Below are 18,784 nucleotides of genomic sequence, written 5' to 3' on the forward strand. Positions count from 1 at the left end.
GTCCCGCGGGCCTCCGGGGGGGCGCGCCCGCCCGCGCCCCCCCCCCCCGCCCCCACGCCCCGGTATCAGTTCCGGATCCGGCAACTCGGCGCTCAGGCGGCGAAGTTGCAGAGGGCCATGAGCGCCGCATGCACCTCCCGTTCGATCTTGGCGTAGTGTCCGGGCGGGCTGTCGTAGTCGGGGTGGAACCCGGACTCCTCCTCGTGCCCGGTCTCGATGGTGAAGGCGAAGACCGGTGCCCTGGTCGGGTCGTCGAACTGCCGGCGGAAGGCGTAGTCGTCGGTGGTGCCGGTGACCGGTCCGCCCAGCGGGTGGTACAGCGAGGCGCTCTGGCCGACGTCGTAGGTGGAGTGGGCGCGCTGGGGCTTCGCGGTGCTGACGGTCGGGTCCACGCCGGCGCTGCGCAGGATGGCGTCGCGCATCTCATCGGCGATGGTGACGAGGGTCTTGCGCACGAAGTGCGGCGGGGCGTTGCTGACGAACTCCCGATAGTCGGGGCGGTTCGGCGGCAGGCCCGGGCTGCCCGGGCGGAGGCCGTCCCGCTTGCCCGTCCAGGTGGGAGAGGAGAAGTTCATGGACGGGTCGGTGCCGTTGTCCTCGATGCCCCAACAGAGCAGGACCTTGCGGCCGAACTGGTGGACGTCGACGAAGTACGTGGCCCTGGCGTCGTCGATGAGCCACTGCACGTTCGCGGTCTCCGGTTCGGAGGCCGCGGACGGTCCCCGGTAGGTCTCCGCCCTGCTGTCCGTGGAGGCCGGGCCGTCCTGGTAGAAGGACAGGTAGACCCCCATGTCGTAGTAGTCCTCGAACCTCCAGGCGATGTCGTGGTTGCGGTTGATGTCCACTCCGACCCTGGCCGGGTTGGGGTGGGAGCGCCGGTTCTTGCGCCAGCCGGCACCGATCGGGTCGGACGGCGGGTTCAGCTGGTCGAACAGCCGGCCGTCGGGGTTGATCAGCGGCGCGACGTAGAGGTCGACGCCGTTCAGGATCCGCTCCACCTCGACGGCCGGGATGGTGAACGGAGGGTAGTTCACCGTCGGCCCGGCCGGGAGCGGCCGGCAGGACGTCGCGGGGAAGACGATGTCGGCGCCGGTGGTGCGGCTCACCAGGAGGTTCTGCGCGAAGTGGACCAGCGCGTCCGGCGGCGCGGACTCGCGTGCGTGGACCCCGCCGGTCAGCACCACAGCCGGACGGCCGTTCTGCGGCGCGTTCGCGATGCGGATGAAGTGGATCTCCCGGTCCTCGACGCTGCGGTTCGGGAACTCACCGAGCGTGCACAGGGCGGGGAACGTGGCCGCGAGGTCGGCGAGTGCCGCCTCGATCTGGGCCGGGGTCTGCGGCACGGTCGGCGTGGCGTAGGGCGGGGGCATCGTTCACACCTCCCCGCGCTCGGTGTACCCCTGGCCGATCACGGCCGACAGCCGGGCGTGGTGCTCGTCGACGCCCTCCGAGGAGAGCACCACCGTCACCTGCGCACCCTGCGCGACCGCCGCTTCGACCGCCTGGTCGGACGCGTACGCCGCGACCTTGTACCGGTAGTCGGAACGGGCCTCCAGGCTCGAACGCACCAGGTGGAGCTCCGGAATGTCCTGCACGGCACGCAGGACCTCCTCGGAGCCTTCGATCTGAACCAGGCTCACGGCACTCACCACCCTGCCGACGGCCCCGCTCGACGGCTGCGGTGCGTGAGCGCGGGGCCGGGACTGCCCGCCGCGTCCGGCGGCGGCTTCGGGCCCGGCCGACCGGAGCCCCGGACACACAGCGTCACCGCCGGCCCGCACCGGGCCGGGTGACGGACGGTGACAATTCCGGACCACCGGAGCCGGGTTTCCCGCCGTCGGGTGCGGGGAACCCACGCACTCTCTCAGCCTGGCACACCGGGCCCCGGACGTAAACCGCCGTCGGCAGCCCGTGGGGCGCGGGCGGCGTCCGGTCCGACGGCTCGCCGATGCGCCGCCGGGCCGCCCGGCACGCGCCCGGCCGGGGGAAGGGCCGCCCGTGTCGGCGTGAACCGGACCGGCCTGGCGGGAAGCCCCCGTTCGCGAGGGGGAGTCACGTCAGCTCGCCGTCGTTCCGGCGGTGTGCCACGGCGCGAAGGCGTTCGTCAGGCCCGCGAGGGCCGTCCGCAGCTCGGGGTGGTGGCGCAGCAGCACCGTGACCATGGTGTTGTCGTCGATCCAGGCCATGCCGGCCTTGGAGTAGACCTCGGGGGTGTAGTACTTGGTGAAGAAGCGGTCGCTGTTCAGCCGCCGTGACGCCATCAGCACGAAGATGCGGAACGCGGTGTCGCTGAAGGCGAATCCGGTGGGCAGCTTCTCCGCGTACATCCCGACCGTCAGGTCGACCTTCTCGATGTCGCCCTCGTAGAGCCGCTCGATCTCCGCGGCCCACTCCGGGTTGTCCGTCAGCTCCTGGAAGTCCTGCGCGGGCTTCAGCCGCAGCAGTCGCCGGAACTCGTTGTAGCGGGGGACGCCCAGCTCCCTGCTGCGCAGGATGTCGGTGGCGGCGAGGTCCTGCAGGTTCCCGTCCGGACGCCGGTACTCCTGCAGGAACCTCGGGAAGTTGTGCAGGGTGACCAGGCCCGGCGGGAGCGTGCCGAAGCTGTACAGCAGGTCGGCCGTCCGCAGGGTCCCGAGGACCTTCAGCGCGTCGGGACCCGAGACGTCACGGAAGGTGCACTGTCGCAGGGTGGCGTCGTCGTCGGCGGAGCGCAGGTGCCAGTCGTCGCGGACGAGCGGGTGCATGCGGTAGACGGCCACGAACTCCTCGGTGAGGGAGTAGGGGACGCCGTAGTGGTCGGTGCCGCCTCCGGGGATGCCGCTGACGACCTCGCTCCCGCTGATCCGGCCGAACAGCCGGTGCACGCGTTCGCCCGCGACGCCCCACCAGTTGGCCCGCAGCGCGGCGACGGTCGTGGGGTGACTGATCACGGCCGGCGTCCACTCGACGGTGTGGATCTTCGCGAGGAGCGCGGCGTTGACGAGCCGGGCCCGCTGGAACAGCTCCTCGTCGTCCCAGGTCGGGTAGGCGCCGTGCAGGTGGTCGCAGATCGCGTTGTGCTCCCGGACGAAGAGGTCCTGCATCAGGGCCAGGCCCAGCCAGAAGCCGGGAAGGCGGGAGGGGTCACGCGAGGGGTCGGCGGAGAACGGGGTCTGTCCGTTGTCCCACACGTGCAGCTTGCCCAGCTCTCCGGTGCGCAGCAGGCGCTGTTCGGTCCCGTCGTTGCCGTAGAGCTGGGAGGCGTCCCACCAGTGGGAGGAGACGTTGACGCGGGTGTCGGGGGTCCCGGCGGGCGCGTGCGGGTCCCGGGTCGGGTCGTCCGGTGTCCGCATGATCCGCATCGGCCGCTCGGGCCACGGGTCGTCGTCCAGGAGCGGCACCTCCCAGGGGTGGTCGGTGGGGCTCGTACCGTGGCTGAACCAGTCGCGGATCATGAACTGCAGCCAGGCGGCGACCAGCGAGTTGACCGACTCGGCCGCGACCAGCTCGTGCCGGGTGAGCAGGGCGCGGCTGACCTCGCGCGGGTTCGGCCTGGACAGGACGGATTCGGGCGTGGCCGGGGCGATCCGGTCCAGCGGAACGTTGCGGCCGAAGCGAGTGCCCGCCATGCCCATCCGAGGCTCGCCGAGGTCGTTGTGGCTGCCGTCGGCGGTCCGGTTGACCTGCTGTTTCGCGGACGCGGGTGCGGGGGCGGGTGGATCGACGGAGGGGATCCCGCCGGTGTCGTGGAGGTTCTCCTGCCGCAGTCTGACCCGCAGTCCGAGGAGGGTCAGCAGGCCCGGGAGGACGGGCAGCCTGTCCCAGCCGATGCGCCGGTCGACGTACTCGGACGCGCTGGTGACGATCCGCCAGGGGATGGAGGTGCGGTATCCGCTGCCGGTCCGGGCCGGGACGGGGCGGCGGGAGTCGCGGGGCGTAGTCATGATGACTCCCCGTAAGTGCGGTGACGGGCTGTAGTGCTGGGAAACGTGGCGCTGGGAGCCGGCGCGGACCCATGGCACGGGTGATTCCTCCGCGGACGATCAACTCCACGATAGGAGGGCCGCCGTCCACCCGCGCGCCGGGCTTCCGGTGGACCGGGTGCGCAACTGCCCTGCGCCCGTGGGCACCATCCGATCGCCGGTCGGCGACGGGGTTCAGCCGGGTTCAGCGGGCGGCCGGGCCGCCGCCGTCGACGCTGAGGTCCGGGCCGGTCCGGGGGAGCGTCCTCGGAACCGGGGCCGCTCCGGCGGCGGAACCCGTGACGGTGCCCGCGTTCGTCCCCGGGCCGCACAGCGTCTTGACCACGAGCGAGCCGATCGCCTCCCCGCTCGCCGAGTCGTCCTTGCCCACGTACGGGTTCTGCGACAGCGCGAACTGCCGCCGCCCGTCCCGGCTGCCGAGCAGCAGGGTGCTCCAGCCGGGGAGGCTGCCGTCGTGGCCCCAGGCCGCCTCGCAGCCCGGGCCCAGGTCGATCCGGACCACGCCGAGCCCGTACCGCGCGCCCTCGATCGTGGTCGGCACCGTGTCCGTCAGCGCCGCCATCTCGGCCGGCCGCAGCAGCTTCCCGCCGAACAGTGCGGCGTGGAAGCGGTCGAGGTCGGCGGTGGTGGAGATGCCGTTGCCGGCCGCGTCCACCACGGTCGGGTTGAGCCGGGTGATGTCGGCCGGCCCCGCCGGCATGTCGAGGTACGCGCGGGCGTGCGGGCCACCGAGGCCGGTCTCGGAGCCCGGGAACGTCGTGTCGTCCAGGTGCAGGGGCCGGACGATCCGGCGCTCGACCTCGCGCTGCCAGGTGCGCCCGGTGATCTTCTGGACGATCATCCCGGCGAGAACGTAGTTGGTGTTGGAGTAGTGCCAGCCCTGCCCGGGCGCGAAGTACGGCGCGTGCTCGGCGGAGACCGCGGCCAACTGCTGCGGGCGGTAGTCGCGGTAGCGCCAACTCCCGTACGCGAAGTCCTGCAGATCGGCCTCGTTCCTGACCAGGAACCGCTCGTCCTCCGTGAAGTTGAACAGGCCGCTGGTGTGGTTCAACAGCTGCCGCACGGTGATCGCGGCGCCGTTCGGGACGACCCCCGGCAGGTGCCGTTCGACCGGTTCGTCCAGTCCGAGCCGGCCCTCCCCGACCAGCTGGAGGACGACCGTCGACACGAAGGTCTTGGTCACGCTGCCGATCCGGAACCGGCCGTCCGACCTGGCCGGCTGCCCGGTGGCCAGGTCGGCGGTCCCGGCGGCGCCCCGCCACTGGGGGCGGCCGGCGAAGCGGATCTCCGCGAGCGCGGCGGTCATCCCCCCGCGCTCCACGAGGTCCCGCAGCTCCCGCTGTCCGTCGACGCGGGGCCGACGTTCCTCCGCGGACCCGGTTCCGGACACCGGTGCGCCCGTCCCTCCCGCCGCCACCGCCGCTGTCGGGGCGAGCGTGACGACGGTGGCACCGGCCAGGGCGACGGCGCGAGCCGCGTCCCCAACCGGCCGCGCCGGTGCGATGTTCGAGCCTGAACGATGGTCATGGTGCCCGCCCCTTCCGGCCCGGCCCCGGGCCGTCGGCACCACGGTCTCATCTGCCGCATCCGCTGCGCCTCGTCCTCCGGAGGGGTCATCGGCCGTGCGCCCCGAGGACCGGCCCGCCCGGTCGAACGGTGGAGATGACGGTAGGTCAAATCGTCATCAAGACGCTCGACTTGACCTTGCCGTACACGCTCGGCGCAATGTCCTCAGGGCGACTCGGCGATCCAGTCCTTCGTCGCCGGGGCCGCCACAGTGGCTGCGCCGCACGCCGCCTCGACGACTGTCGCCGCGCTCGCCGACACGCCAGGCCCCCGGCTGGTCCCGGGGGAGAGCCGACCAAGAGTGCCTTCTGCGGGCAGAGCGACCAGCGGGTCGTCCTCCGCGACGCCTGGCGCTGTGCGCCGACCTCCGACTCGATCCGGGTGGAGCTGTTCCTCGTGAACGGCTGCCGGCGCCGGTGAGCCGCTGACATACTCGGCCCATGCCTGCAGAGGTGGAGCCTGAGCGGACATCAGGACAGCCGGTCACGCCGGTACACGCTCGCCGGTGGCATCACCGTCGCGGGCGGGGTCACGCCCTTCCTGTACGCACTGTGACCGGCGGCGGGCCGGGCGCCGTGTTCGGCGACGTGCGGGCTTCTGCCGCGGCCGTGGAAGCGGTCGGCGACCGGTGCCCGACTTCCGAGCTGCCGGCGGGAGCTGCGGTACTGACGGGACACACCGGTCCTGGCGGGCCCGGACCTACGGGCACCGGAATCGTCCGGAGTCAACGCCCCGCCGTCGTGGCCGCAGGTCGACCGGACGCGGTGGGCGTGTGACCGGCCGGCCGGCGCCCGTGGTGCTGCCCCCAGCGTTGCGCGTGGGGCTCGGTCTGATCGCGGCCTTCGCCGCGTTGGTCGTCGTCGTGCTCGGGATCCGGTATGCCGACGAGGGCGAGCCCGGCGCGGTGGATGCGCGGATCCGGGCAGCGGTGGACGGTGCGGGGCCGTCGTGGCGGCATGTCGCGTCGGCCATGGACTCCTTGGGGGAGCCGGTGGGAGCCGCGACGCTGGTCGTGGCCACGGTGACGGGCTGCCTGCTGCTTCGGCGTCCTCGCGCAGCGGTGTTCATCGTTGCCGGCGTCGGCATCGCCGTGGGGACGACGGCGCTGCTCAAGCACCTGGTGGGACGCACCATCCACGGTGGGTACCTGTCCTACCCGAGCGGGCACACCGCCTTCGCCACCGCGCTCGCCCTCGCGGTGGCGATGCTCGCGACTCGCCGCCGGGGCCGGGACGGGCTCGGCCCCGGCAGAACGGCCGGCACCTTGCTCGTGCTTGCCGCCGCGCTGGTCGCCGGTGCCGCCATGGGCTGGGCACAGGTCGCTCTGGGCGCGCACTACCCGACCGACGTCCTCGGCGGCTGGTGCACCGCGCTGGCGGTGGTACCGGCGACCGCGTGGCTGGTCGACCGGATGGCCGACGTCGGTCGGCGGGAGCATCGCTGACGTCATGTCGTGTGATGTCGCGTGACGTGACATCACACGGGATCACGTCACGCCAAGCGGCGGAACACGGGCTTCACCGGCCGCCCGGCGAGCCAGGGGGTGGGATCAGCGGCGTCCAGCGCCTTCCGGTACACGACACATGCCCGGGCCACCACGTCGACGGTGTGGTCGATGTCGGCGTCGCCGAGCGCGCTGCTCACCACGAACGACGGGGCCAGCACTCCGCCCGCGAGGAGCTGGCGCAGGAACAGGGTGCGGTACTGCTGCGACGGCCGCCGGTCCTCGTCGAGGGTGGTGAAGACCAGGTTGCTGTCCCGGCCCCGGAGGACGAGGTGGTCGCCGACGCCCGTGCAGGCGGCGGCCTCGCGGACACCGGCGGCCAACCGCTCGCCGAGGGCGTGCAGCCGAGCGGTGATGCCCTCCTCGACGTAGGTGGTCTGCACGGCCATCGCGGCGGCCAGCGAGTGCGTTTCCGCACCGTGCGTGGTGGACAGCAGGAACACCCGGTCGCCGGAGTGGCGCAGCCCGCCGCGCTCCATCATGTCCCGGCGCCCCGCCAGCGCGGAGACGGCGAACCCGTTGCCCAGCGCCTTGCCGAACGTCGAGAGGTCGGGGACGACGTCGTACAGGCCCTGGGCGCCCGCCTCGGACCAGCGGAAGCCGGTGATCATCTCATCGAAGATCAGTACGCAGCCGTGCCGGTCGGCCAGCTCGCGCAGGCCGGCGAGGTACCCGGGCGGCGGCTCGGTGTGGCCGGCGGGTTCGAGGATCAGGCAGGCGATCTCGTCCCGGTACCGGGTGAGCAGCTCCTCCGTGGCGGCCAGATCCCCGTAGGGGAACGCCACGGTGAGCTCGGTGGTCGAGGCGGGGATGCCGGCGGACATCGGCGTGGTGCCGATGAACCAGTCGTCGACGGAGAAGAACGGGTGGTCGCCGCAGACGGCCACCCGCGGCCGCCCGGTGACGGCACGGGCCAGTCGCACCGCGGCGGTGGTGACGTCGGAGCCGTTCTTCGCGAACTTCACCATCTCGGCGGTCGGCACCGTGGCCAGGAAGCGTTCCGCTGCCTCGACCTCCACGACGGACGGCCGGACGAAGTTGCTGCCGCGGTCGAGTTCCCGCCGCACCGCCTCGACCACGCGGGGGTGGGCGTGGCCGAGGCTGACCGACCGCAGGCCGGAGCCGTACTCGATGTAGCGGTTGCCGTCGACGTCCCACACGTGGGCGCCGCGGCCGTGGCTGATGACCGGGGCCAGGTGCTCGGGGTACTGGTCGTCGCCCTTGGCGTAGGTGTGGGCGCCCCCGGGGACGAGCGCGTGCAGCCTCTCGTTCGCCCGCCGCGACCGGGGCAGGCTGAACTCATCGGCGTTCTGCGGGCCTCGGGAGCCTCGGGCGTCTCGGGTGTCTCGGGTGTTCACGCCGGCCGCCCCTCGTGCCGCAGGACCTCGGCGAGGCTCGGTGCCTTCCGGTCCCGCTCGGACACCGACACGGCCGGCAGCGGCCAGGGGACGGCGAGATCCGGGTCGTCGAAGGCGATCGTCACGTCCTCGGCCGGATCGTGCGGGCGGTCGATCCGGTACGAGACGTCGGCAGTGTCGGTCAGCGCCTGGAACCCGTGGGCGCACCCCGCCGGGACGTACACGCTCACCTGCGTCTCGCCGCTCAGCTCGAAGAAGGCCCGGCCGCGGTAGGTCGGCGAGTCCGGCCGCAGGTCCACGACGACGTCGAAGACCTTCCCGTACGAGCAGCGCACCAGCTTGGCCTCGCCGGCGCCGGAGCGCAGGTGCAGGCCGCGCAGCACGCCCCGGACCGAGCGGGACACGCTGTGCTGGACGAAGGCGTTCGGGTCGAGGCCGACCGAGCGGACCACCTCGGCGTCGAACGTGCGGCAGAAGAAGCCGCGCTCGTCGGCGTACGGCGTCGGTTCGAACAGGTACGCGCCGGCGATCGCCGGGACTTCGGTCGCCTTCATGGAGCCTCCCGTGGGGCGTGGTCGTGGGTGCGGTCGTGTGCGTGGGCACGGTTCCGGTCATGGGCGTCGGACCGGGCGCGGGTGTGGCCGGCCGCCGGGAAGAGGGCGGCCGTCAAGGCGCTGAACTGCTGGTCGAGCTCCCGGCGGGCGGCCAGGTTCCGCTCGGCGAGGGTCCGCCGCAGCTCCGGGGACTGCTTTTCCAGTGCCCGGAACTGCTCGAGCAGGCGGGCGGCGTCGACCTCTCGGGCCGGGTGGCAGTACTCGCCCAGCCCCATCCGGGCCATCAGCGCCTCGCTCTTCGCCGCGTAGCTCAGGGCGAGCGTCGGCGTGCCGACCTTCAGTGCGCAGATCAGGTTGTGGTACCGGGTCGCCACCACGGTGTCGGCGGCGGCCGTCTCCCTCATCAGGTCGGCCAGTGAGGCCGGCGAGGCGGCGGTGACCAGCGGCGAGTCCACCGCGTCGAGGATCGCGGCGACCACCGGCCGGTCGACGTCGTCGCCCATCAGCAGCCGGACCTGTCTGCCGTCCTCGACCAGCGCGCGGACGAAGCGGGTCGTCCCGTCGAGGTAGCGCCGGTGGATCTCCTCCGCCCGGGCGCGGTCGTCGTTCCCGCCGTGGAAGGCCATGACGCCGACGCAGACCGGGCCCGGCGGACCGTCGGGCGCGCCCGACGGCGGCGTCGGCAGGGAGAACGCGAGGTCCGGGTAGACCTCGTCCCGCCCGGTGTCCACGCCCATCGCCCGCATCGCCTCGCGGGACGGCGCGTCCCGGTACGACCGGTACGCGGCCAGCCGCGCCGACCAGCGCACCAGGGTCCGGGTGGGCCGGCTGCCGATCGCGGCGGCGCCGACGCTGACCAGCGCCACCCGGGTGCCGAACAGCCGGCCGGCCGCGCAGAGCAGGAACAGCGCGTACGGGAAGCCCCACGGCCGCAGCGGCAGGGTGGCCTCCAGGACGCCCATGCCCGGCACGATCACCACGTCGTGCCGGCGCACCCAGACGGCGGTGCGGGCGGCGTCGACGAGCTTGCCCAGTCCCTTCGCCGCGATCGAGCCCGCCCGCGACGCGGTCCGGTACTCGCCGCGGTACCAGTGCAGCCGGGTGGCGGGGATCCCGTACCGGCTCGTGACGGCCTCGGGTCCGCCGCACAGCGCGTCGACGACCGCCTCCGGGTGCTCGGCGCGGAGGTGGCCGAGCAGGGCTTCGAGCGAGCCGTCGTTGCCGAGGTTGCCGGAGCCGAGCAGGCCGAACACCCCGACGCGCACCGGGGTTCTGTCCGTGGACGTCATGCCCGCCTCCCCTCGCGCCCGGCGACGAGGGCGTCCACGGAGACGGCGAGCCGGTCCGGGTCGACCGGGACGCGGTCCTCGACCCGCTCGCCGGCGCCCGGCCGGGCCCGGCTGGCCGCCCAGGCTGCGAGGTGGCCGTAGCACGCGCGCCGGTCGGTCGGGGACAACGGCACCCGCCGGATCGTCGCGACGAAGCCCCAGACGTACTCGGCGAGCAGCCGGGGCGTCGGGTGCAGCGGGCCGGCCCGGCGCGGGTCCAGGTTGACGCACCGGGAGCGCTTGGAGGGGTTCGCCCGCTCGGCGCGGGTGGGGTGGTCGCGGCGGAAGTACAACAGCTCCGGCACCTGGTGGAAGCGCCCGCGCAGGCCGATCTCGGCGACGAACGTGCGGTCCGCATGGTGGTAGCTGTCGAGCGGCTTGACCCGGCGCAGCACGTCGGCCCGGATCACCCCGTAGAAGTCGTCGCCGCCGGGTTCGAACAGCATGCTGCGGAAGCGCTCCGGCGCGTGCGGCGAGCCGGTGGCGAGCCCGTACTCGTAGGGGACCTTCACCCGGCCGTCGCCGTCGATGACCGCCTGGTCGGCGTGCGCGAGGATCACGTCCGGCCGCTCGTCCAGCGCCTCCACGCAGCGCAGCAGCAGGTCCCGGGCGTACAGGTCGTCGTGCGAGGCCCACTTGAACAGCTCGCCGCGGCACTCGGTGAACACGTGGTTGTGGTTCGGCGAGGCGCCGATGTTCCGGGGCAGCCGGAGGTAGCGGATGCGCGAGTCCCGCGCGGCGTAGCGGCGGCAGATGTCCTGGGTCGCGTCGGTCGAGGCGTTGTCGGAGATGACCAGCTCGAAGTCCTCGTAGGTCTGGCCGAGCAGGGCGTCGAGCGACTCGGCGAGGTACTCGTCGCCGTTGTAGACGGGCAGCCCGATGCTCAACCGGGGTACGGCGGTCATGGGGTCCTCACTTCGGGGATGTCGTTCTCCACTTCGGGGGTGGGGGCTCGGTGGTGCTCGCGCAGGGCGGCCCTCAGCTGCAGCCACCACACGGCCGAGCCGCAGGCGGTCGCGGTGGCGACGCCCCAGGCGGAGCCGGCCGTGCCGGCCAGGGCGGCTCCGCCGAGTCCGCCTCCGAGGTAGCAGGCGGAGGCGAACAGCTGGCAGCGCAGGCTGCGCCGGGCCGCGGCGAGCGCGCGCAGCCCGGCCGCCGCGCCGCTGCCCAGGCCGGCGCCGGCGACGCCGAGGGTGGCCGGCACGATGAGCCCCGAGGACGAGTGCCAGACGTCGCCGAGGACGAGCACGCCGATCCGGTCCGGCATCAGGAGCAGCGCGGCGCCCCACAGCAGTGCGGCGGCGGCCTGCCCGCCGCCCAGCCGGAGGCAGAACCCGCCGAGCCGGTGCGGTGCCTGCCTCAGTACCCGGGCCGCCTCCGCCACGGTGACCAGGGACAGTCCCATCAGCAGGGCGAGGAAGGGGCCGAGCAGGAGCTCGGCGCCCCGGACCGTTCCCACCGCACCGACCCCGGCGATCGCGCCAAGCCCGTACGCCCGGAGCTGGCCGGCGCCGCTGAGGCTGACGTTCTCGGCCAGGTACCGGCTGCCGAGGTCGCGCTGCTCGCGGAGCCACCCGCGGGCCGCGGTCACCCGGGGCCGGATGCCGGACTGGAGGAAGCCGTACCCGGCGGCCGCCGCGGCGGCGGCACCCCAGGCCAGCAGGAAGGCGGCCACGGTGTTCACACGGGCCGCCACGACCATGGCCGGGACGAGCGCGACGCCCTGCACGAGGTCGTTGGTGAACGCCTTCCGCCCTGCGCCGGCGGCGAAGAACGCGAACCGCCGGGAGTCCTGGAGCAGCAGCGCCGGCAGCGCGGCGCCGAGGCAGACGAAGGCGGGCCCGATCCGACCGCCGAGGCCGAGCCCGACGAGCAGGCACACGGCGCCGAGGGAGGAGCCGATGACGAGCGCGGTCCCCGACGACCGGGCCGCCGCCGCACGCCAGACCGTGTCCGGCACGCCGCTGTACCGCACCATGAGCGGGTCCGTGGCCAGCCCGCGGGCGACGTTGAGCACCAGGCCGTAGGTCAGCCAGGCCAGGCTGAACACGCCGAACGCGGTCACCCCCAGCGAGCGGGCCACCAAGACGCCCACCGCAAAGTTGGTCATGCTGGAGACCGCCTGGTCGGCCAGCCCCCAGGACAGCCGGCCGGCCACCCCCCGGCCGGCGGCTCGCCGGGTCCGCCCGGGCGGGTCCGCCCGGGTCGTCGTCCTCTCACTCTCGGTGGTCATCGGCGTCAGGCCTTGACCAGTCCGGCGCCGTGCAGGGCGTCGGCCGCGGCGGCGACGGTGTCGAACGGCAGCCCGGACCGCTCGGCGACGTCCAGCAGACTGTGCTCGCCGTCGGAGAGGCTGAGCACCCAGAGCATGGCCAGCTGCGCCTGCTTGGCGTCGCTGCGGCCGCCGAGCGAGTCGTACAACCCGCGCCGGCCCAGCTGCGGTTCGCCGTACGGGCTGAGGTTGAGGTACCGCCGGTTGCGGTCGAGGACGGCGAACGCCTCGCGGCAGACCGCAAGGGTGTCCGCCATCGCCTCCGGGGAGACGAAGTCCGGGTTGTCCGCCGAGGTGTGGTACTCGGGGTACCCGGCGTACGGGGTCCGGCTGAGCGAGCCGACACCGAGGTCGAACCCGGGCGAGCAGTACTGCCGCTCGTCGTAGCCGTACGGCGTGAACTCGGTGACGTGGTGCGGCCGTTCGGATGCGCGCAGGACGTGCCGCAGCACCCGGTCGATCTCCGCGTCGCCGCGCCTGCTCTGTTTGTACGTCAGCCGGCCCCGGTCGCCGGCGCAGGCCAGCACCAGCCCGTGCCTGACCTGTCCCACCCGCTCCGCGTTGCGGGCCAGCCAGGTGATCGCCCCGATGGTGCCGGGCGCGAAGACGAACCGGTAGGTGTAGTAGGGCGTCCGCTCCGCCAGCTCCCGCGCCAGGAAGGTCGCCACCGCGACGCCCGCCAGGTTGTCGTTGGCCAGCGAGGGGTGGCAGACGTGGCAGGAGACGATCACCTCGTCGGCGACCTGCCCGGGGACGACGTGCTCGGCGTAGGTGAGGTGGCCGTCCGCGAGCGTGGAGTCGATGCGCACCTCGTACTCGCCGTCCGGCATCGCGTCCAAGGTCTCCTGGGCCAGGCAGAACCCCCATTGCGGCGTGTAGTAGCTGGTGCGGTACGGCACCCAGGTCGGGTGGTCGGGCAGGGTGTGCAGGTGTCCGCGCAGCTCGGACAACGGCATGGTCGCCGCCACCGGGACGCTGTAGCCGAGCACGTGCAGGCTGGACGCGGCGAAGTCGACGACCCGGTGGCCGGCGGTGTCGGCGATGTACGCGTCCCGGATGTTCCACTCCTGCGGCACCGTCCAGTCGAGCACCCGCGTCCCGGTCGGCACCTCGTGCACCTGCAGCGGGACGTACTCGCCGACGATGTCAAGGGTGGCGCGCACGCCGTCGCCGGTGATGCTCCGGCAGAGCGGGTACAGCCGCTCCACCAGCGCGTGCATCCGGTCGCCCACCGTGGTCATCGGCGCCACCGCAGGGTGTCGTCGACGGTGCCGGCGTCGGACGCCGCGCGCAGCACGGCCAGCCGGGTGAAGCGACGTTCGAAGCCGTCCCGGGTCAGCCCGAACTGCCGGTAGGCGTCGGCGAGTTCGAGCGCGCCCCGCTTCACCGTCCACTCGCAGTCGAAGCCGGGCAGCGCGGCGCGGAACCGGGAGAAGTCCACCCGGTAGGACCGCGGGTCGGCGCCGTTCTCCCCGGTGATCACCACCTTCGCGCCGGACACCGCCTCGGCGACCTGTTCGGCGATCTCGCCGACGGTGACGTTGTTGGTCTCGCTGCCGATGTTGAACGCCCTGTCGTGCACCGCCTCCCGCGGCGCGACCAGCGCGGCCGCGAAGGCCCGTGCGATGTCGGCGGCGTGCACCAGCGGGCGCCAGGGGGTGCCGTCGGAGAGCACCAGCACCTCGCCGGACAGCAGCGCGTGGCCCACCAGGTTGTTCAGCACGATGTCGGCGCGCAGTCGGGGCGAGTAGCCGAAGGCGGTGGCGTTGCGCAGGTACACCGGGCTGAAGTCGCCGTCGGCCAGCGCGTGCAGGTCGTCCTCCACCCGCACCTTGGACTCCGCGTACGGCGTCACCGGGCGCAGCGGGGCGTCCTCGGTGACCAGGCCGTCGCCGCCGGCGGCACCGTAGACCGAGCAGGTCGACGCGTACAGGAAGCGCCGCACTCCGGCGTCGCGTGCCAGCCGGGCCAGCCGCACGGAGGCGTGGTGGTTGATGTCGTAGGTGAGATCCGGCGCCAGCGAGCCCAGCGGGTCGTTGGACAGCGCGGCCAGGTGGATCACGGCGTCCACCCCGGCCACGTGGTCGGCCGTGACGTCGCGCAGGTCCACCCGGTGCCCCGGCGGGTCCGCGGGCGCCGGGCCGAGGACGCAGTCCGCGAACAGGCCGGCGTCCAGCCCCACGACCTCGTGCCCGGCGGAGCTGAGGAGCGGGGCCATCACGGTGCCGAGGTAGCCCTGGTGACCGGTCAGCAGTACGCGCAAGGTTCATCCCTCCAGATCGAGAACGAGTTTGGTGACGGCGAACGCCTCGGCGTAGCGCGCGTGGCATTCGATGCCGCGGATCCGGGCCAGCCCGAGGAAGGCCTCCCGGTCGTACCAGGGCCGGTGCCGTTGCGAGGGGTACTGCTCCTGCAACAGCCGCACCTTCTCCTCGGCGATCGCCGGGGACAGCGGCTGGTACGCCGTCGGACGGCCGAGGTCGCCGTCCCACTTGACGATCTCGTAGCCGAGCACGAGGTGGTCGCGGAACGCGGTGGTCACCAGCTGCGCCAGTCCGCGGTGGTCCTGGTGCGCGTCCTCGGTGCGCGGTGCGAGGACCAGGTCCGGCTCGGTCCGTCCGCGCAGCTCCTCGACCGAGACCTTGGCCTCGTCCCAGTGCGCGGGCAGCCGGCCGTCCGGCAGCTTGAGCACGGTCAGGCGCAGGTCGGCGTCCGGACAGAAGGCGGCGAGCGCGTCCCGCTCCTCCAGCTCCCGCTCGCCGCCGCCGCCGGAGAGCACCAGCGCGTCGACCCTGAGGCCCGGGCGCGCGAGGCACATCGTCAGCAGCGTGCCGCCGGCGCCGATGGCGATGTCGTCGCAGTGCGCCCCCACCGCGACGATCCTCCTCGCGCGCCCGGCGCCGAGCCGGATCACCCGGTCCTCGCCACGAGGTTGTCGCCGCTGCCGGTCGCGCCCGCGCCGTCCCGTTCCCAGACGGCCCACGGGCGGTCGCCCCGGGCGTAGGCGTCGTCGAGCGCGGCCCGTTCCTTCACGGTGTCGGTCGGCTTCCAGAAGCCGCGGTGCCGGTGCGCCACCAGCCGGCCGTGCTTGGCCAGTCCGGCGCATCCGTCGGCGACCAGGTCGCCGTTCTCCGGGATGTGGTCGAAGACCTCCTGGCGGAGCACGAAGTAGCCGCCGTTCTCCCACAGCGGCAGCTCGCTCACCGCGGTGATGCCCCCCACCAGGCCGTCCTCGCCCAGGTCCACGCAGTGGAACGAGGACTGCGGCGGCACCACCATCATCGACGCACCGACGTCGCGCCGGGCGAACGCGTCGATCATCGCCGGCAACGGGGCGTCGGTGAGCACGTCGGCGTAGTTGGCGAGGAACATCTCGTCGCCGTCCAGGTGATGGCGCACCCGGCGCAGCCGCTCCCCGATCGGCGACTCGATGCCGGTCTGCGCGAACGTGATCGTCCAGGAGGCGATGTCGGTGGACAGCAGCTCGGTCCGCCCGCCCCGCAGCACGAAGTCGTTGGAGGTCGTCTCCTCGTAGTTGAGGAAGAAGTCCTTGATGTGGTGGGCCCCGTACCCGAGGCACAGGATGAACTCGGTGTGCCCGAAGTACGCGTAGTAGCGCATCACGTGCCAGATCAGCGGCCGCGGCCCGACCATCGCCATCGGCTTGGGCACGTCGTCGGAGGCTCCGCTGCGCATCCGCAGCCCGTAACCGCCGCAGAACAGGACGACCTTCACGGCTTGACCTCGACAATGCTGAGTTCCGGGACGGGGAAGACCAGCCGGCCGCCCCAGGCGTGCACGAAGGACAACTGCTCGACCAGCTCGTCCCGCAGGTTCCACGGGAGGACGAGGACGTAGTCCGGCCGGTCGGTGGCGATCCGCTCGGGCGGCAGGATCGGGATGCGGGTGCCCGGGGTGAACCTGCCGTGCTTGTAGGGGTTCCGGTCGACCGTGTACGGGAGCAGGTCGGGCCGGATGCCGCAGTGGTTGAGCAGGGTGTTGCCCTTGCCCGGGGCGCCGTAGCCGACGACCGTCTCGCCGTGCTCGGCCGCCTCGACGAGGAAGCGCAGGAGGTCCCGGCGCACCTTCGCCACCCGGGCGGAGAACTCGGTGTACCCGGACAGCTCCTGCAGCCCGGCGGCCTTCTCCCGGTCCAGTACGTCGGCCACCCGCCGGGTCGGCTCGCCGGCCACCCCGGCCGGCCGGGCCCACAGCCGGATGGAGCCGCCGTGCGTGGGCAGCAGTTCGACGTCCACGAGCGCGAGTCCGCCGCTCTCCAGCGCCCGGGCCGCGGACGCGACCGTGTAGTACTGGAAGTGCTCGTGGTAGATCGTGTCGTACTGGTTCTCCTCGATCAGGGTCAGCAGGTGCTGCACCTCGATGGAGACCCAGCCGTCGTCGGACACCAGGGCGCGCAGCCCCCGGGTGAATCCGACCACGTCGGGGATGTGCGCGTACACGTTGTTGGCGACGACCAGGTCCGCCGGGCCGTGCTCGGCGCGGACGGCCGCGCCGGTGGCCGGGTCCAGGAACTCCGTGAGCGTGGGAACGCCCGCTTCCCGCGCCGCGGCGCCGACGTTCACCGACGGTTCGATGCCGAGGCAGCGGATGCCCCGGTCCACCACGTGCCGGAGCAGGTAGCCGTCGTTGCTCGCGACCTCGACCACGAAGGAGTCGGGGCCGAGACGCAGCCGCGGTACGGCCTCGGCGACGAAGGTGCGCGCGTGCTCCACCCAGGAGGTCGAGTACGAGGAGAAGTACGCGTACTGCGTGAAGGTTTCCTCCGGCGTGATCAGCGGAGGGATCTGCGCGAGCCAGCAGTCGGTGCAGACCCGCAGGTGCAGCGGGTACGTCGGTTCCGGCCGGTCCAGTTCGTCGGCCGCGAGGAAGCTCTCGCACGGCGGGGTCGCCCCCAGGTCGACGACGCTCCCCAGCGCCGTCGAGCCGCACAGTCGGCATCGTGTCATCTACTGCCCCCATTCCCGCCCGCGCGGGGTGCCCCGCCGCGAGCCAGCGTTTCCGTTCCCCACCGGCGGCGCGCCGTCCGCGCCGCCGGACCGCGCCGCCATCGCGGTGCGGTACCCCTCCACCAGGCGCTCCAGCCCGACGGCCGGACTGAAGCCCTGCTCGTACCGGCGCCGGGCCGCCCGGCCCATCTCCCGGTTGCCGTCCGGATCGGCCGTGATCCGGCGGATGCAGGACGCGAGCGAGGCCGCCTCGCCCGGCCGGTGCAGCAACCCGGTCACCCCGTCCTCGACGAGTTCGACGAAGGCGCCGTGCCCGGCGGCGACGGCCGGGACCCCGGCCGCCATCGCCTCCACGACCACCAGGCCGAACGCCTCCAGCCACGTCGAGGGGGCCACCACGGCGAACGACCGGGCGACGGCCTGCCGGCACTGGGCCTGGTCGTACAGGCCGACGTACCGCACGTCGTCCCGGCCGGCCGCCCAGGCGGTCACCTCCCGCTCCAGCGGACCCGCGCCGGCGACCACGAGCGGTACGCCCACCCCGCCGTCCGCAGCGATCTCGTCCCACGCGGCCATCAGCAGCCGCACGCCCTTGGCCTCCGCGAGTCGGCCGAGGTAGAGCAGGTGCTCGCCGGCGCCCGTTCGGCAGGCGCCCGGGTCGGGCACGAAGTTGTGCTTCACCGCCAGCCGTTCGGCCGGCAGGCCGGCCCGCGACAGGACGTCGCGCTGCGCCGCGGAGATGCAGAAGAACCGCTCCACGCCGGACCACCACCGCCGCCGGTTGACCGCCAGGCTGACCGCGAGCGGCACCGTCGCCAGCCGGGAGTTCCGGTAGCAGCCGTGCCGGACGGCGGGCAGCGGCGTGGCCCCGACGCACTCGGTGCACGGCCGGCCGTCCCGCTGCAGCGTGCCCGGCGGGCAGATCTGGGTGTAGTTGTGCAGCGTGGCGACGGCGGGCACGCCGGTGTCGGCGCAGGCGGCCAGCACCGCGGGCGACAGGAGCGGGAAGACGTTGTGGACGTGCACCACGTCCGGCCGGTCGGCGCGGAGTCTGGCGGCGAGCTCCGCGCGGACCGCCGGGTTCCACGGCACCAGCAGCGGCACCGCCACCTTGCCCGGCAGGGACCGGGTGGCGATGTCGTCGCTGCGCCGTTCGAACACCTCGACCCGGTGGCCGGCCTCGCGCAGCAGCTCCACCTCCTGGTCGACGACCTTGTTCTCCCCGCTCGGCTGCGCCGAGGCGTAGCGGTTGTGCACCACGAGGACGTGCATG

General features: G+C 73.3%; 16 protein-coding genes. 1 reads left to right on the top strand and 15 read right to left on the bottom strand.

Translation table 11 applies throughout. The features are described 5' to 3' along the window. Positions 1 to 92 precede the first annotated feature (92 nt). From AB0P35_RS02490 to AB0P35_RS02505, 4 genes are all read right to left on the bottom strand, one after another. Entirely contained in the window at positions 93 to 1,370 is a 1,278-nt protein-coding gene (locus AB0P35_RS02490) for a M14 family zinc carboxypeptidase (RefSeq protein ID WP_363505368.1), read from the bottom strand. Between the two features lie 3 nt (positions 1,371 to 1,373). Further along, positions 1,374 to 1,640, bottom strand: a complete 267-nt coding sequence (locus tag AB0P35_RS02495) for a hypothetical protein (RefSeq protein ID WP_363505371.1) — start codon at positions 1,638 to 1,640, stop codon at positions 1,374 to 1,376. A 417-nt stretch (positions 1,641 to 2,057) separates the two neighbouring features. Next, the gene (locus tag AB0P35_RS02500; RefSeq protein ID WP_363505374.1) at positions 2,058 to 3,923 is read right to left on the bottom strand and encodes a peroxidase family protein; all 1,866 of its coding nucleotides are present in this window, start codon (positions 3,921 to 3,923) and stop codon (positions 2,058 to 2,060) included. Positions 3,924 to 4,146: 223 nt separating this feature from the next. Further along, on the bottom strand, positions 4,147 to 5,532 hold the full coding sequence (locus AB0P35_RS02505) for a serine hydrolase domain-containing protein (RefSeq protein ID WP_363505377.1): 1,386 nt from the start codon (positions 5,530 to 5,532) through the stop codon (positions 4,147 to 4,149). 768 nt (positions 5,533 to 6,300) lie between these two features. Between AB0P35_RS02505 and AB0P35_RS02510 the strand changes: the two genes are divergently transcribed. Then, a complete protein-coding gene (locus AB0P35_RS02510; protein WP_363505379.1) occupies positions 6,301 to 6,972 on the top strand; it encodes a phosphatase PAP2 family protein in 672 nt (223 codons plus the stop codon). Between the two features lie 47 nt (positions 6,973 to 7,019). Here the strand turns inward: AB0P35_RS02510 and AB0P35_RS02515 are convergent, their stop codons facing one another. Genes AB0P35_RS02515 through AB0P35_RS02565 form a run of 11 tightly spaced genes read right to left on the bottom strand, consistent with a single transcriptional unit; the run spans position 7,020 to position 18,783 of the window. Further along, positions 7,020 to 8,390, bottom strand: a complete 1,371-nt coding sequence (locus tag AB0P35_RS02515) for a glutamate-1-semialdehyde 2,1-aminomutase (protein WP_363505382.1) — start codon at positions 8,388 to 8,390, stop codon at positions 7,020 to 7,022. After that, positions 8,387 to 8,944, bottom strand: coding sequence for a dTDP-4-dehydrorhamnose 3,5-epimerase (rfbC, locus tag AB0P35_RS02520; RefSeq protein ID WP_095871654.1), 558 nt, complete (start codon positions 8,942 to 8,944; stop codon positions 8,387 to 8,389). Before rfbC ends, AB0P35_RS02515 begins: the two co-directional genes overlap by 4 nt. Then, a complete protein-coding gene (locus AB0P35_RS02525; protein WP_363505385.1) occupies positions 8,941 to 10,233 on the bottom strand; it encodes a polysaccharide pyruvyl transferase family protein in 1,293 nt (430 codons plus the stop codon). The genes rfbC and AB0P35_RS02525 overlap by 4 nt, the downstream gene beginning before the upstream one ends. Continuing rightward, positions 10,230 to 11,177 carry a glycosyltransferase family 2 protein gene (locus AB0P35_RS02530; protein WP_363505388.1) on the bottom strand — a complete coding sequence of 316 codons (948 nt, stop codon included), beginning with the start codon at positions 11,175 to 11,177 and terminating at the stop codon, positions 10,230 to 10,232. Before AB0P35_RS02530 ends, AB0P35_RS02525 begins: the two co-directional genes overlap by 4 nt. Next, on the bottom strand, positions 11,174 to 12,505 hold the full coding sequence (locus AB0P35_RS02535) for a hypothetical protein (protein WP_363505391.1): 1,332 nt from the start codon (positions 12,503 to 12,505) through the stop codon (positions 11,174 to 11,176). The genes AB0P35_RS02530 and AB0P35_RS02535 overlap by 4 nt, the downstream gene beginning before the upstream one ends. 5 nt (positions 12,506 to 12,510) lie before the next feature. Continuing rightward, positions 12,511 to 13,785, bottom strand: coding sequence for a DUF4910 domain-containing protein (locus AB0P35_RS02540; protein ID WP_363505394.1), 1,275 nt, complete (start codon positions 13,783 to 13,785; stop codon positions 12,511 to 12,513). Next, positions 13,782 to 14,807, bottom strand: a complete 1,026-nt coding sequence (locus tag AB0P35_RS02545; protein WP_363505397.1) for an SDR family oxidoreductase — start codon at positions 14,805 to 14,807, stop codon at positions 13,782 to 13,784. The genes AB0P35_RS02540 and AB0P35_RS02545 overlap by 4 nt, the downstream gene beginning before the upstream one ends. A 3-nt stretch (positions 14,808 to 14,810) precedes the next feature. Next, a complete protein-coding gene (locus tag AB0P35_RS02550) occupies positions 14,811 to 15,458 on the bottom strand; it encodes a PIG-L family deacetylase (protein ID WP_363505400.1) in 648 nt (215 codons plus the stop codon). Next, the gene (locus tag AB0P35_RS02555) at positions 15,455 to 16,279 is read right to left on the bottom strand and encodes a glucose-1-phosphate cytidylyltransferase (RefSeq protein WP_095871647.1); all 825 of its coding nucleotides are present in this window, start codon (positions 16,277 to 16,279) and stop codon (positions 15,455 to 15,457) included. Before AB0P35_RS02555 ends, AB0P35_RS02550 begins: the two co-directional genes overlap by 4 nt. Continuing rightward, positions 16,276 to 17,511 (bottom strand): class I SAM-dependent methyltransferase, encoded by a 1,236-nt coding sequence (locus tag AB0P35_RS02560; RefSeq protein ID WP_363505403.1) that lies wholly within the window; start codon positions 17,509 to 17,511, stop codon positions 16,276 to 16,278. The genes AB0P35_RS02555 and AB0P35_RS02560 overlap by 4 nt, the downstream gene beginning before the upstream one ends. Next, a complete protein-coding gene (locus tag AB0P35_RS02565) occupies positions 17,512 to 18,783 on the bottom strand; it encodes a glycosyltransferase (protein ID WP_363505406.1) in 1,272 nt (423 codons plus the stop codon). Position 18,784 lies beyond the last annotated feature (1 nt).

Source organism: Kitasatospora sp. NPDC085879 (assembly GCF_040686255.1).
Classification (GTDB): Bacteria; Actinomycetota; Actinomycetes; order Streptomycetales; family Streptomycetaceae; genus Kitasatospora.